Raw genomic sequence first — 15,320 nt, 5'->3', positions numbered from 1 at the left:
CTTTCGATTACGAAAATGGGAAGATAAATGCGCCGTCCGTGTCGACGAAGCAGGTGACGGCGGCTCGGACAACTTGCCGCCGCTTTTTCCGACGAAACGTCGAAAGACGAGGCTTGTCATGGCCCTATGGCGCTTATGGCGTTGACGGGTCGCTTCGAAACGAGAAAATTAATCTCACTCCTGACCCGGCAGGGCTCAGCACACGGGGCATTGCATGTCGCAAGACGGAACTGCCGCTAATGGCTCCAATGGCGGAAAGGGGGGACGTCTTCCGCCCGCATTAGAGCGTGGCTTGAATTCGGTCGTCGCCTTGCGTGCGGGAGCTTCGTGGCCCCTAACCATTATCTTGGGCGCGGCGCTCGTCGCCGCGGGCGCGCTCCTGCGCCTAGCTTTGCTTGGTCCCCACTCCGAGCGGGCCGCCTACCTGACATTTTGGCCAGTCGTGATGCTCGCCGCTTTGATCGGCGGGGCGCCCGCCGGCGTCACCGCCGTTGTGCTGTCCGCCAGCGTCATTCATTTCGCTTTCATTCCGTTGCGAGATGCGGCCGACTGGATCGGACTTGGATTTTTCCTGGTCCTTGGCGGTGTCATCGTCTGCCTGACCGACGCCTTCGTTCGCGGTCATGTCCGGGAGCTTGCCGCGACCGAGACGCAGTCACTCAAATCACATCTCGCATCGATCGTCGAAACCTCAGATGACGCGATCCTGAGCTTGAACTTGGACGGGATAATTTTGAGCTGGAATGCGGCCGCCACGCGCCTTTTCGGCTATAGCGCCGCCGAGATCGTCGGGCGATCCACCACACCGCTTCTGCCCGCGGACCGCTTGGGCGAGGAAGGCGAAATCATCGATCGGCTCAAGAAAGGCGAGCGCGTCGAGCATTATGAGACTCGACGCGTTGCGAAAGACGGGCGCCTGATTGATGTCTCGCTCACGATCTCGCCCGTCCGCGACGGACAAGGGGCCATAGTCGCCGCGTCTAAGATCATTCGCGACTTCACCGAAAGACGAAGTGATGAAGCGCGCTTGCGCGCCGCGCAGCAGCGCGCCGAACTGGCGACGGAAACGACGTGCGTCGGCGTCTGGGAATGGAGCGTCAAAACCAATCTCGCCATCTGGGACGCCCAGATGTTCAAGATCTATGGCATGGAGCCGACGCCGGACGGAATTGTGTCCTACGATGCGTGGGCCGCAGTCGTGCTGCCGGAGGACCTGCGACAGCAGGAGATGCTGTTGCGGACGCTGCTGCGCCGCGGCGGCGTCAGTCGCCGTGAATTCCGCATACGGCGACCAAGCGACAATGAGATCCGCGTCATCGAAATGGTCGAGAAGGCGCGGCAGAGCGCGGGCGGCGCAATCGAGACATGCGTCGGCACGAACCTCGACGTGACCGAAATCAGGCGCGCTGACACCGCGTTGCGCCTGAGCCGAGGACGTTTGCGGCACGCCGCGGACGCGGCCCGCCTGACCTATCTCCAATTCGACCTCAAGAACAATCGGGTCGAGTTGGCCGAAAACTTCGAAAAAGTCATGGGATACAAGCCGAGCACGCCGCGGGGCGGCGGAACCTTGCAGGGCGCGCGGATGGGCCTGACAGGGCGCGCCGTAGAAGCCGACCGGACCACCGTATCGGCCATGTTTGACGACATTTTCTCAGGCGTCGGCGGCAAGAGCCGTTTCAGAGTTCTCGGAGACGACCACCTTACGCGCTGGGTTGAGAGCGTCGCGAATTCCGAACTTGACCGGAATGGCCGGCTCACCAAGGTCTTCGTCACACTGCTCGACGTGACCTCGATCGTCGAAAAACAGAGCGCGCTCGAAGCCGCGAACGCCAAAGCCGACGAAATCCTCGCCAGCATCGGCGATGGGTTCTTCGCGTTGGACCCGCAATCGCGGTTCTCCTACTTCAACCGCCGCGCGGAAGACATGCTTGGCAAGAGGTCGGACGAGGTTCTGGGACGGCGGCTGTTCGAGGTTTTTCCCGCCATTTTCGACGCGGATATCCGGACGGATTTTCAGGGGGCCGTTGCAGAAAGCCGCGCGGTGCAGTTCGAGACGGTCTCGCCCGCGATGAAACGGTGGGTGACGTTCAGCGTCTATCCGTCGCATGGAGGCGGCGCCTCCGTCTATTTCCGAGACATCGAGCAGCAAAAAGCTGCGGAGCGGGCGATGGCCGCGGCGCGCGCCGAGGCGGAGCGCGCTAATCAATCCAAGTCCAAATTCCTCGCTTCGGCCAGTCATGACCTCCGCCAGCCGGTTCAGTCCCTGGTCCTGCTGCTGTCGATCATCGAACGGCAGGTCGCAAGCGTTCCGAACGCGGCCGAAACCGCCCAGAGGATGAAACAGGCCCTGAGCGGCCTGAACGGTCTCCTGACTGCAATTCTCGACATGTCGCGCCTCGACGCCGGCGTTGTCGATGCGGCGCCCGAAGTGGTCGACGTCGGGGATTTGCTCGATCGGCTCGCCGCCGAATATGTCGTGAAGGCAAAGGCCAAGGGCCTTGAGTTGCGCCAGGCGCCCTGTCGGTTGCGCGTATGGGCCGATCGCTCGCTTCTGGAGCGGGCCGCGCGCAACCTCATCGAAAACGCGCTGCGCTATACCCACGAAGGCAAGATCCTGATCGGGGCGCGGCCGCGCGGTCCGCGCGTAAGTTTGGAAATCATCGACACCGGCATCGGCATCCCGGAGGATCGTCAAGCCGACATTTTTGAAGAGTTTGTCCAGGTCGACAATCCCGGCCGCGACCTCGGCCTGGGCCTCGGGCTTGGCCTCGCCATCGTGGCGCGGCTGGCGACGCTTCTCGACGCCAGGATCGACATGGCCTCGCGGCTCGGCCGCGGTTCGCGTTTTTCTCTCGATCTCCCCCGTAGAACTGACGCCGAAGCTGCTCACGGTGAAGCTGCACTCGAAATCCAAGATGCGGGCGGACGCCTTCTCGTCGTCGAGGACAACTCGGTCCTGCGCGAATGCATCGCCGACATGGCGCAGACATGGGGTTACGACACAATCGCAGCCGCGAGCGGCAAGGAGGCCTTGGAAAGAGCGGCGCAACTTGATTGGACCATCGACGGCATCGTCTCCGATCAACGGATCGATCACGCATTGAGCGGCGTCCAGACGGCGACGGAAATCAGGCGGCGCGCGGGTCGCGCGATCCCGACATTGATTCTGACGGGAGACACCGCGATCGACCAGATTCGAGAAATCCTGTCGAGCGGCTTCGAATTGCTCCATAAACCTGTATCGGACGAGGAGTTGCGCCGGAAAATCGCGACAATGATCTCGAATCGGAAAGCTTCTTGACCTAGTTTCATGCGAAGACGGCAACTCCTCCAGTGCGCCGGACGCTTGCCGGACGCTGAAGTGGGCATCTATCACCAACGGTGCAGAAGCGCGTACAAAAAGTCCATCATTTTCCAAACGCAGTAAAGGTACGTGACCACAGCTGCCAAGAACAGCAGCACAGCACCCACGCCTAAAGCTAGCCCCTTATTATTTTCTCTCCCATCATTCATTGTGTTCGACCTCTAAATTGACTTCTCGCCAAAGTTCCGCCGCGTCTTATGGCGAGGAATTGACGATCGGTCCAAGGCAAATAACTGCGTATTGAAAACTTCGTGAACCCCGCTGGGTTTCAAAACTTTTCAGTTGAGATATGCTCCATGGATAAAATTTAGGCGTCGCAATGCCGCAACTGAGGCTAAACAGAATGTCACCAAGACGCTACGTCGCCGATTGCACGAACTACAGCAATGGAGGCAATGGCCGTTTCGGATCAAGCTCCTTGAGCATCTCGCGCGCTTGGCGAGCCCGCTCCTCGATGGGAGCCCATCATTCGATAGGCTGGAAAATTGTAGTCAGCGAACACGATGCCCGCGGCTTTGTGACTTGCGCCGCCGCAGGCGCCATGTCTGGCGCGGATCTCTGGCGGAACTTGCCGCCGCTTGCATGCCTGGCTTCGAAGCAATCTACTGCCACAATGACGACGTCGGCCGAATCGAGCGCGCGCTCGGAAGGAACGGTCCGAAAGAATGGCGATTGTCGAAACCGTTCGTTAGGCCATAGCGCCTCATCACCACGCGATGACGCCGACGCTTTCTCCTGAACGGCGCAGCCGGGCGACATTCCCGGCTCGTGCTGGAGGCGAACCGCCAATGGCCGCGGACGCAGTCACAGGATGTATTACGCCACGCGGTTGGTCTCGTCGGTGGTGCGCACGATGGCCGAAATGTTCTGCGCCGCGCGCTGCGCCGTGGTCTGGATGTCGCCGATCTGGCCTGCGATCTGGGCCGTCACGATTCGAGCAATCGCTTGCAATCGATTAGGGCTTCAGCGGAGTCGCGGTGCGACACGAGGGCCAGTAACAGGGCGTTTTCAGTGCGGCCGCCTCGGGTCAAAGCGATGTGTAGCTTGCCGATCTTGCCAACCGAGAGGAGCCATGGCGGCATGGGCGTGATAAGTGGAAGGGCCGATCGGCAAGACCTTGCCGATCGGCTCGACCTTATGGGCTTGCCGGTGATCGTCGATGAAGGATGGCGACGAACATCGTCCACGCTCTCGCGGCATATCCGTCGGGAAACTGTCAGATCGCGTTCATGGCCATGATCTTCCACGCTTCAGCGCCGAAAATCTCATTACGCCTGACAATGACTTCGGCGGCTTCGCAGAGCCGTGCGCGCCATCGTCTCGCCGAGGCATGAGATACCCACCGTTAGGTCCGTCGGACGTATTTATGCGCCGCGGCCGGCGTTGTTGTAACGACATAGCCTGGCGCTTTGGCCTTAGTCGGAGCGTAAATCATGTCTCCACTGACTCCGATGAAGCCCTGAAGCATAAATGCGCAAGAGACTGCACCGATGGCCATCGCAAAATTATGATACTTCATTTTACCCTCCAACGCGAGATTGAAAGCGTTGTAGCATACAGCGTTGTTTTTATTGCACGGAGAGCCTTAATTGTCAGCAAACGTGAAAATCATTACCTAAGGGCATTCAACGGGTTTGGTGAGACAGAGTGAACTGTTGGTGAACTTAAGAGCTGCCGACCAGTTGCATCACGGGAGATCAAGTTCGTACGCGGTTTGGACATCCCGACGGGGTTTTTCAGTGCAGCTGTGAGCTTTGCTTTAACTGTTGCGATCGACGGGAGCCACGGGCTTTCGGCGGTGGGGGCAGACAGCCGATTGGCGATGGCGGACTTCGAGGAAGCGTACTTGAGAACAAAGCGAGGAGGTCCGTCGAGTCAAACGCCTTCAGATGCCATGAGAGCCGACCGCGCCCAACTTGGACGCGCCCGCTCTTGGCTGGCTGCCCGGCCGCTCAACGCAAGGGACCCAGGATGCATGCCTGGAATGGCGCGCACCTTCATGCCGCGCGCAGGTGTAAGAGCACTGACTGCATTTCCTGATCGAGTCGATCGGCCTGCGCGGACAAAGCCTCGGCGGCAGACAACAGCTGCCCACACGCATCGCGGGACGTCGTCGCGGCCTTCTCGACGCTGGCGATGTTGAGGGCGATGGCCCCAACATCCGTCGAAGTCTGCGTCGCGTTGACGGCGATTTCTTGCGTCGCGGCGCTCTGCTGCTCGACCACCACGGCGATGCTCGTCGCAAGGCTGTTGGCCGTCTCCGTTGTTTCGGCTATGGCGCACATTGATCGAGCGGCGGTCTGAGTCGCGCGCTGCATAGAGCTCATTTGATTGCCGATCGATTCCGTCGCGGCGCCGGTCTGGGCGGCAAGCGTCTTGACCTCCTGCGCAACGACCGCGAACCCGCGGCCAGCTTCGCCGGCGCGCGCCGCCTCAATCGTGGCGTTCAAAGCCAACATGTTGGTCTGCTCCGCAATTTCGCTGATGAGTCGGGTGATGCCGCCGATTTCATCCGCGGCGGCGCTCATGGCGTCGATCTGACTGCGGCTTTGCTCCGCCTCCCGGGCGGCGGCGGCCGACGCCGCCTGCGCCTGGGAGAACTGCTCCGCAATCTCCGCGATCGACGCGCTCAATTGTTCAGCCGCCGCCGCCATAGCATGGACCTTGGCGGACGCCGCCTGGGTGGCGGCGGCCACAGACGTCGCCTGCGCCGCGCTTTCTTCGGTCGACCGTAAAAGGGATTCCACTGACGAGCGGAGCTGTTGAGCCGCCGTTCCGATGGCGCTGACGACGCCGCCCACCGCCTTTTCAAAGCGATCGCTGAGCGCAATGGCTTGTGCGCGCTGCGCTTGCCTCGCTTGCTCCTCTCTTTCGAGGTTCTGCTGGCGAAGCCCCGCGTTCTCTTCGAGATTCCGTTGGAACACGGCGACGGCGCGCGCCATCTTGCCGAGCTCCTCAGTGCGTTCGGTGTACGGGATGGACGGCACGGCGTTGCCGTTCGCCAGCAGGTCCATGATCGCCGTCATCGCCGTAATCGGCTTAGAAATGGTGCGCGCGACGCCGAAGGCGATAATGAGCCCTACGCCAATTCCAAGGCTCAAGGCGAGGAGGATGTCTCGCAAGTTGCCGCGGATCAGCGCAGCAGTCGTGTCGGTGATCTCGGCCTGGTCCGCGCGCAGACCAGCGACGAGAGCCGACGCGTCTTCGCTCAGTTCCTCGCTCTGACGAGATATCGTCGCGGCGAGAGCTTCTATTGGACTGGCATCGATTGCACCTGCGGTGGAATGGCTGCGACCGCCTTTCAACTCGCCCCACGCCTCCAACACGTTTGAAACCTGCTGGGCCAATTCTTGATTTTTTTGGTCCGCCCGGTCGAGGAGCGAAATTCGGTCGGCCTTGTGGATGGCCTTGCGCAAGCTTGCAACCTCGTCGTTGACGGCGCCGCTAATTTCGGAAGACTTGTCGAGTAGCTTCTCGTCCCCTGTGCGCGCATAAGTCTCAGCGATAAAGCCGTAGGAGTTCATGTCCTGGAGAAGCTTGTCGCCCAGCGTGATTATCTCCGCCCTATCACGATACTCGGCGAACAACTGGTCCAGGCGGGACATCGAAATGTAAGTCCATGTCGACGCTGCGGCGAGCAAGACGAGTACGGAGGCGACGCCGAGCGTGATTTTGGTGAAAATGCGGAAGTTGGCGACGGCAGAAAGCATCATGGTTTTCCAAGGCTGGCTTGTACTTGAAGTAAGCTGCCGCCGTCATAGCTGCATCAGTGTCAAGCCAAGCGGGTCGACAAGTTTGGCGCATTCGGCGGAGCGACGATCAACCACGACGGTCGCGTTGCTGATCGACTTTTTCACCAGCGACGACCCGCCCTCAGGCGATTACCTAAAATCTCAAGCGGCTCTTTAGAGCCTTGCGTCCGGCGGATGGCGGGAGTGAAATGGGGACCGTTCAAGTCGTCCTAGGTCGCTGTCTCCAAGACGGATCGCTCCGTAGTATTCCTAACCAGAGGTTGGCGGCGAGAATTTTCTTCAGGGCCTCTTCAATTGGGCTTAGAAGAGATTGATCTTGATCGATTCTCAAGGCTGCTATCTGCCACTTGCGCCTCCGTCGCCGTTGCCCGCTGCCAACTCGCATCGCAGCTTTTTCACAATAACTACCGACGGTTGTGGGCGCTAGTGCCGATATACAAGTATAAATAGCCAATAAGAAGGGCAGCAGCTTGCCCAAGATCAATTACGAATCTCGGGAGCGGCGCGTAGCGAGCGTGTCGATCGAATTGATCGCAACGACAAGCGTAAGTTGCAGCCCGGGATTGCAGAACCCGCATGCGACCACGCGTGGCTGAGGGAGTCTAAGTCCTCTTTATTCGAGTTTCTAAACCGCTTTTGGTCATGTATCTTAAGTCGTCGCCAACAGATTCGCACGCTGGCGATTGGCGCGAATTGCAACGCAGTTGCTTTCCGTGAGGGTGGAAACGGGGGAAAGTGTGCTCGACGTTTGTGAAACCGTGAGCGAGAGCGCAATCTCTCCTCTGGGGCAGTCCCCGAAGGATGCTTGGCGCGGGCGCCAAGCGCAGTTACAGCCGAGCTCAGGAGCGGCTCGTGCCTCTGATTAGCTGGAGCGACAAGATGAGCGTTGGCGTCGCCGCGCTCGACGAAGAACATAAGCAGCTTGTCGAACTGCTAAATGCGCTTCACGATGGCATACAGGCCGGCAGAGCCATCGACGTTCTCGCCCAGGTTCTGGACGGATTGGTATTCTATACGGCCAATCATTTCAGGCACGAGGAAGAGCTATTCGCCAGCACCGGTTATCCAGCTTCCTGCGAACACAAGCTTGAGCACGATCATCTCACCGGCCAGGTGATGGAAATCCAGGCGAGACTACAGTCAGGAGCGCAGGAAACATTGTCATACGAAGTCGTGAACTTTCTTAAGAACTGGCTCTTCAACCACATTCAAGGCAGCGACAAGCGCTATGGACCCTTTTTCAACGCCAATGGAATAAAATAACTTAATCGGCTGCGCCCGACCGGGGCGAGAACTGCACGCCGCCAGGATCGGCAAATCTCCGCTTAGGACTTCGTCGGGTGGTTCCGCCCAGGAACCTCCCGTTCAAGCACATAGCGCGCCATCGACGTCGATCGAGTGCTTTAGGAAGTCGCAGCGCGTCGAATGGCAGATCAAGGTCTTGGCGCCAAACTGCTGGCAAATGGCGCATGGCCGCCCGACCGCATAGCCCTGAACGTAGTCGATGCCGAGCGCGCGCAGCGCCTCCACGACCTCATCGGTTTCGACGCATTCTGCGACGGTCTCGATGCCAAGCGTTCGCGCCAGCCTCACGATCATATCGACCATGACGCGGTCCACCGGGCTGTTGAGCATGTCCTTGACGAAGCCGCCGTCGATTTTGAGGAAATCCACGGGAAGGCGCTTCAAGTAGCCGAAGGAACTCATGCCGGCGCCAAAATCGTCGAGCAGGAATCTGCAGCCGACCTCCTTGAATGTCTCAATGAACCTGGTCGCGGCCTCCAGGTTGGCGATCGCAATCGTTTCGGTGATTTCGAAAGCAATGGAGGACGGGGAGACATCATAGGCGTCGAACTGGGATTGAACGAAGTCTATGAAAGTTGGATCGCCGAGGCTCTGTCCAGAAAGGTTGATGGCGAATGTGATCGGCCTCGTTTCGCCGGCGCCTGCCGTGATTGCGGCGAGGTTGGCGAAGGCGGCGTTGACGACGAACCGATCGATGCGCGGCATCAGGGCGTAACGCTCGGCGGCGGGGATGAAGTTGCGGGGCGCCACCAGCTTGCCCTGCTCGTCGTGCATTCGCACCAGCAATTCGTAATGCGCGCCCTTCGCGTCGCCGCGGAGCGGAACGATAGGCTGGGCGTGAAGGCAGAGGTGGCCCTTGTCGAGCGCGGCGCGTATCTTATGCACCCATCCCATTTCGCTGACGCGCTTCAAGATCTCGTCACCGGTCGGCGTGTGCAGCTCCACGCGGTTGCGGCCATTTTCTTTGGCGATGTAGCAGGCGACATCCGCCGCGCGCAAAACATCCTCGGCGTTTGCGCTCGCCCCGACGTTGGGGACGAGGCCGATGCTCGCTCCGATCTTGACGGTGCGGCCTTCCCAGACAAAGCAGAAGTCCTGGATCGCAAGACGCAGTTTTTCGGCGATTTTTATCGCGCACAGGATTTCGCACCCCGTCAGGAGGGCGCCGAATTCGTCGCCGCCTATGCGCGCGGCCAGGCCGCTGTCGCCCACCTCTCGTTTGAGTATCGTCGCGACTTCGCGCAGGAGCTGGTCGCCCGCGGCATGTCCGCACGTATCGTTGACGAGCTTGAACTGATCCAAATCGAGCAATAGGAAAGCGGATTCTCCACCCTCAACGGCCAGCGCGGCCGCTTCGCGGCGCAGCCTGCGATCCAATTCTCGTCGGTTCGCGAGCCCCGTCAATTCGTCGTGGCTTGCTTGCCAAGAAAGGCGCTCGATGAGGTCGCGCTCGCGGGTCATATCGCGAAGCACAAGAACCGCGCCCGGCGCTTCGCCACTGGCTTGCAGATCCTCCCTCTGCACGGAAATCGGCGTCATCCCTGCGGTCGTCACAAGCTTGAGTTCGCAAGAGGCGTCGAACCGCACCTCGCCTTCGAGCAAGGAAAGCACGTTTGCGTCGTGGTCGACAATCCTGATCAGGCTCGCAACCGACCGCCCCTGCGTCGCGGCCTGAGTCATGCCGATAAGTCGTTCCGCCGCGGGATTGACGTATTCGACGCAAGCTTTCGCGTCCACGCGGATTACGCCATCGCCGATGGACTGCAACGTGACCTGGGCGTGCTCCTTCTCACCGCGCAAGGCTTTCTCGAAAAGATGGATTCGCCGGAAAAGGGCGCGCACGCGCCAAACGACGAGCCCAACGAGAAACAGAGCCAAGCCAATGTTGGCGCCCGCCAACTGTTTCGTCAGCGCCCGCGCCCCGGCGCCGAGATCGTCTGAAAAGGCGGTGGCTTTGGTCGAGAGGCTTAAATCGAATTCGCGGAGGTAGGTTCTCAGCGCCTCTTCGTTCGAAGGTCGACCTCCTTGCGCGACACGCGAATGGAGAGCTTCTCCAAAGGCGGCAAGTTCCGCCAGCATCGCGTCGGTTTCCCGCCAAATGTCGATCGCCGCACGAAAGTGACCGTAGTCGCGAAAATGCCTGACGAAGAAAATCATGCCGGAAACATCGTCAGGATGAACACCGACGCGCTGAAGCCCAGCCGCTGCGGCGCTGACGTCCGGCTCTGGCTTTTCCAGCGCCTGGCGCGCCGCATTGAAGCCGAAATCCGTTGCGATCGCTGCGAGAAATCTTTGGTAGTCCTGCTCGTCGCCGCGGTCGAGATATTGATTCAGGAAGTTGGCGGCGGTCTTTTGCGCTTTGGACCACTCGCTCTCGGCTTCGACAAGAACGCGCAAGACCGACAGAGTATGAAGACTGACGGTAGCGACCATCGCTTGAATCGCGATCATAAGGATCGGGAGGGCGAGGGTTCGGAGCAAGCCAGCTTTCGAGGCGGGTCTTGATGCACTCAGCGCATCGCGAGCGTCGGCCTGGGCGTGGTTCACACATCCGAGGACGCGGCTTCTTATTCTTTGAAGCGCCTCAATCATTGCTGTTGCCGCGGGAGTGGCGTCGCGCGGTTTGCGCGGATGAGACCCTATTTGCAAGAGGTTAACAATTCTGGGTTGTTCTCGGTTAGCAATACACTCGATTAGATTTTTCGAGGGTCGCCGAGAACGAGGCAAACCATTCTGTTCTGACAGCGGACGCCCGCGTCTACGAGGCGGCGAAAGTCGTTATGCGGCGCATCTCCGCCATTTATCCGGTTCCGCCGACGCCCAGACCCCCGCCTACGACGCCCGCTATGTGCTCAACGGCGATGCTGCGGCGGCGGCACTTGGCGCGACTGGAACCATTCGCGGCTGGCAAGTCAGCCAGAAGTCGAGGCGCCATCCGACCATTGGCTTCGCGCGCCCCCGCCACCCGTGATGACTTCAATCCGCCACACGGGCGAGGGCTTCGGATCAAACGTAAGACCAAGTCCAAAAGCTCAAACACACGACTGATCCAGGATCGCTCGGGTGCGCCACGCTTCGACGCCCAGCCGATCACCGCCACGGCGCCGATGATCAAGAGCCGACGGATGTCGCTCTGCCCCATTTTCGTCGTGCGCCCAAGGCGCTGCTTGCCTCCGCTTGAACGCTGAACTGGCACGAGGCCAAGCCAGGCAGCAAAATCGCGGCCGCGTCTGAAGGTCTGCCTGGGTGGGGCTCGCAATCATAATTCACTCAAATACAATGGAAATCAAGCGCCTAACTAAGTGCAAGCCTGACGCAAGCGTCAGCCGTCAGTTTCGCTACGTGATTGTCCCCAAGCGTTTCCTCAGGCATTGTGCCTTGTTCCCAAGTTTCCGATCCGCGCCCGCCGGACCGATCAAGCAGAAGCTGCTGTCGCGCGTCGCTCCAACCGGCGTCGAGCGCCGCTTTCCGGAAACGGACATCATCGTCTCAAAGACCGACCTCAAGGGAACCATCACCTACGCCAATCGCGTGTTCCTCGATGTCGCCGGACTGACGGAGCGGGAGGTCATCGGCGCGCCCCATTCGTTTCTCCGCCATCCCGACATGCCCCGCGCCGTGTTCGCGCTGCTCTGGGAGCGCCTGACCGCCGGAAAGGAAATCTTCGCCTATGTCGTCAATCTCGCGGCCAATGGCGACCATTATTGGGTCCATGCCCATGTGACGCCGACCTTTGCCGCCAGCGGCGCGATCGTCGGCTTCCATTCCAACCGCCGCGTCCCCAACGCGGACGCCGTCGAAAAGATCAAGCCGATCTATCGCAAACTTCGCGACATCGAGGACACAAGCGCCAATCGCGCCGACGGGCTCGCGCAATCGCGCGCCCACCTCAACGCAATTCTCGCACAAGCGGGCGTCACCTATGACCAATTCGTCTTCTCTCTCGCAAGCTGAATGGCTTGTCCGCCTGACCGCCATCGTGGCCCTCGCGGGCGCGGTCATCTCCCTGTTCAACGACCGCATCCTCGACGCGGCGGCCCTGGCCGCCGCCAGCCTGTGCGCCGGCGTGGCGATGGCGCGCCTCAGGCGCGCCCGCGCCACGCTCAAGGCCGTCAGCGCCGTTCTGGCGAGCGCCGCCAAGGGCGATCTGGAGCCGCGCCTCGTGCTGACGCGCGATGGCGGCGAGATGCTGGCCTTGACCGATGACCTGAACCGCGCGCTCGATCTCGTCGACGCCTTCGTGCGCGAGGCGACGGCGACGCTCGCCTGCGTGCGCGACAGCGAATTCCACCGGCGGATCGTCGAACGCGGGCTCGCCGGAACCTTCGCCCGGGGCGCGCAGACGATGAACGAAGCCGTGGTCACCATTCACGGACGGCTGAGCGGCTTTTCGCAAGTGATCGGCGAGTTCGATCGCACCGTGGGCGCCGTCTCCGGCGTGCTGGCGAATGAAGTCCAGGTGCTCGACAGCGCGGCGAAATCCATGAACGTGGCCGCCACTGAAACGCAGGAACGGTCCGGCGCGATCACGCAACAGGCGGCGGAAACCTCCGCAAGCGTGTCCACGGTCTCCTCCGCCTCGGAGCAGCTGACGGCTTCGGCCAGCGAAATCGCCGCGCAAACCCGCCGCGCCCTGGATGTGTCGCGCTCAGCGCAGCAGCAATCCTCTGTCGCCGGCGACGCGATGACCGAATTGACCGCCGCCATTCACGAAATCGCCGAGGTCGTCGAGCTGATCGCCGACATTTCGACCCAGACGCGCACCCTCGCGCTGAACGCCAATATCGAGGCGGTGCGCGCCGGCGATCACGGACGCGGGTTCGGCGTGGTGGCGACGGAAGTCAAGAATCTGGCGGCGCAAACCGCCGACGCGACCGAGCAAATCAAGGCGCGGATTGCCGACATTCAGGCCAAATCCGATCGCGGCCTGCACTCGATTTTCGAGATTGGGCAAACGACGTCGGAAGTGGTCGAAATCGCCTCGGCGATTTCCGCGGCGACCGAGCAGCAATCGCTGGCGACCCAGGAAATCGCGCGGACCATGCAAACCGTCACGGATGCGACGGCGGCGGTGACGAGCAACGCAAGCGTCGTGAACACGGTCGCCAACGACAGCGGCCGAGCAGCGCATGATGTCGCGAAAATTTCCGGCGCGCTGGCGAGCGAAGTCGGCCGCCTCGACCAGTCGGTCGCCGATTTCCTCAAACTGGCGCGCGAAGTCGCCAGCGGCCAGCGATCCCAGGCGGCGTGACCCAACGCGGCTTCAACCCGGAAGACTGCCCCGATGACGAAAGTGATTCAGCCGACCCAGCGCGAAGTCTTTTTCGATCGCGACGAGATCATCGTCTCGAAAACAGACCTGAAGGGACGGATCACTTACGCAAACCGGGTGTTCTGCACTGTCGCGGGCTACAGCGAGAAGGAGCTGATCGGCGCGCCGCATTCCATCGTCCGCCACCCCGACATGCCGCGGGCGGTGTTCAAATTCATGTGGGAACGCATCCTGGAAGGCCACGAAATCTTCGCCTATGTGAAGAATATGGCCAAGACCGGCGACCACTATTGGGTCTTCGCCCATATCACCCCGTCCTATGACATGGGCGGAAACCTGTTTGGCTTCCATTCCAACCGGCGCGCGCCGGACCCCGGCGTCGTGAGGGACGCCATTGTTCCGCTCTACGAGACCTTGCTGAACACCGAGACGGCGACCGCCAACGCCAAGGAGGGCCTGGCGGCGTCCTACCGGCAATTCAAGGATGTCGTTCAGAGCAAGGCGCGCAGCTACGACGAACTGGTCTTCTCTCTCGTTTAGGCAAGCAGGCCAGCACGGCGGCCTTCCCGGGCGAAACGGTGGAGCAAGCCTCCAAGTCGGCATCAGAGGTTCGAGTTGCCGCGATCCGCCGTTCGCGCGGCGCCATCGGCGTTTTTCAATCCGCTGCGGGCGCGACGACCGAGGCACCGCTGCCGGAAGCCGCCAGCGTTCGGGCCGAACGCCCACGCACTTGCGGTTCATATAACCGGCTGCGCCGCGCGTTCTCCGATCTGTTCGGGCAGAAAATCAGGGGAGGAGGTCAGCGTCCGCGACCGGTTCAGCCCCGTGATGATTACCTCATTCGCCTTCCATCCTCGGCCTGAATCCGCGGTCGTGGCGCGAGCATCTCAACTCGCCCGCCGTGACGTGGGCACGCCGGCTTTCGGCGGTACGCTGCTGGCGGCCTTGATTGGGATCTTCGCAATCCCGCCGCTCCACGTCTGCGTTGGTGTGTCGCAACCCGACCTAAACGGGAAAATCGTCGGGGGTCGCCGAAAGCCGCTCTCTCGCTACAGCGCTAAGGGAAGCGCGCTTCGCGAGCGGCTCCCGGCGTCCGACACCACCCACTGGGACTTGATCCAACCCACGCTGTTAATTCTCTCCGAGCGCACAGGAGGCGATTTGCAGCTCGGCGGGGTACTGGCTCGGCTGAAGTGCGAAATGTGCGGCAAGCGGCGTTCCGGGAACGGGCAAACGTGCGCAGTCGCGAACCATTTTGAAATGAAAAGCCCGGCAGGAGGCGCCGGGCGTCCGCTCGGTTGAACTTTCAGGCCGCGTCGTTCTTTACGATTTTCAGCTTACCGCTCTTCTCTGCGCGGATGGCTTTCAACGCATGTTCGAGATGTTGACGGGCGCGAACCAGCGCTGAGCGGTCGAAAACCGCCAGATCCATTTCTCTCTGCGCATAAAGCAAATTGATTTCCACCACTTCGCTCAGCTTGTCGCCGCAATTCGTCTTCATAGTCGGCTTCTCCCCACGCACTGTTTAGCAGCCCGTTGACGAAGTCGGCTGGCGCTGATTCCCATGGGTCACGTAAACTCGACGGGGTCTATGGCGATGGCGATGAGACGGGACGCTGGCGTT

8 protein-coding genes and 1 pseudogene are annotated in these 15,320 nt (G+C 61.0%); 5 read left to right on the top strand and 4 right to left on the bottom strand.

Translation table 11 applies throughout. The annotated features are described in order from the left end of the window. Window positions 1-292 precede the first annotated feature (292 nt). A complete protein-coding gene (locus tag M2320_RS19575) occupies window positions 293-3,304 on the top strand; it encodes a hybrid sensor histidine kinase/response regulator (RefSeq protein WP_264598725.1) in 3,012 nt (1,003 codons plus the stop codon). A 2,060-nt stretch (window positions 3,305-5,364) separates the two neighbouring features. Here the strand turns inward: M2320_RS19575 and M2320_RS23270 are convergent. Continuing rightward, on the bottom strand, window positions 5,365-7,077 hold the full coding sequence (locus M2320_RS23270; protein ID WP_319801455.1) for a methyl-accepting chemotaxis protein: 1,713 nt from the start codon (window positions 7,075-7,077) through the stop codon (window positions 5,365-5,367). Window positions 7,078-7,920: 843 nt separating this feature from the next. Here M2320_RS23270 and M2320_RS19565 point away from each other — a divergent pair. Then, window positions 7,921-8,382, top strand: a complete 462-nt coding sequence (locus tag M2320_RS19565) for a bacteriohemerythrin (RefSeq protein ID WP_264598724.1) — start codon at window positions 7,921-7,923, stop codon at window positions 8,380-8,382. Window positions 8,383-8,484: 102 nt separating this feature from the next. Here M2320_RS19565 and M2320_RS19560 read toward each other — a convergent pair whose 3' ends face one another. After that, entirely contained in the window at window positions 8,485-10,875 is a 2,391-nt protein-coding gene (locus M2320_RS19560) for an EAL domain-containing protein (RefSeq protein WP_264598723.1), read from the bottom strand. 637 nt (window positions 10,876-11,512) lie between these two features. Then, a pseudogene (locus tag M2320_RS19550) lies at window positions 11,513-11,677 on the bottom strand (transposase); the annotation flags it as partial. A gap of 173 nt (window positions 11,678-11,850) precedes the next feature. Between M2320_RS19550 and M2320_RS19545 the strand changes: the two are divergent. From M2320_RS19545 to M2320_RS19535, 3 genes are read left to right on the top strand one after another with little or no spacing between them, the layout of a single operon-like run. Then, complete coding sequence (locus tag M2320_RS19545) at window positions 11,851-12,378, top strand: PAS domain-containing protein (RefSeq protein WP_264598738.1); 528 nt, start codon at window positions 11,851-11,853, stop codon at window positions 12,376-12,378. Next, window positions 12,347-13,675 (top strand): methyl-accepting chemotaxis protein, encoded by a 1,329-nt coding sequence (locus tag M2320_RS19540; RefSeq protein ID WP_264598722.1) that lies wholly within the window; start codon window positions 12,347-12,349, stop codon window positions 13,673-13,675. Before M2320_RS19545 ends, M2320_RS19540 begins: the two co-directional genes overlap by 32 nt. 33 nt (window positions 13,676-13,708) lie before the next feature. Continuing rightward, window positions 13,709-14,236 carry a PAS domain-containing protein gene (locus M2320_RS19535; RefSeq protein WP_264598721.1) on the top strand — a complete coding sequence of 176 codons (528 nt, stop codon included), beginning with the start codon at window positions 13,709-13,711 and terminating at the stop codon, window positions 14,234-14,236. A gap of 766 nt (window positions 14,237-15,002) precedes the next feature. Here the strand turns inward: M2320_RS19535 and M2320_RS19530 are convergent. Further along, window positions 15,003-15,197: a hypothetical protein gene (locus M2320_RS19530; protein ID WP_264598720.1), complete on the bottom strand. Its 195-nt coding sequence runs from the start codon at window positions 15,195-15,197 to the stop codon at window positions 15,003-15,005. Window positions 15,198-15,320 lie beyond the last annotated feature (123 nt).

The sequence above is a fragment of the Rhodoblastus acidophilus genome (assembly GCF_025961575.1).
GTDB lineage: Bacteria > Pseudomonadota > Alphaproteobacteria > Rhizobiales > Beijerinckiaceae > Rhodoblastus > Rhodoblastus acidophilus_C.
Note: the sequence above shows the minus strand (reverse complement) of the source record. Positions and strands in the feature narration are given on the sequence as shown.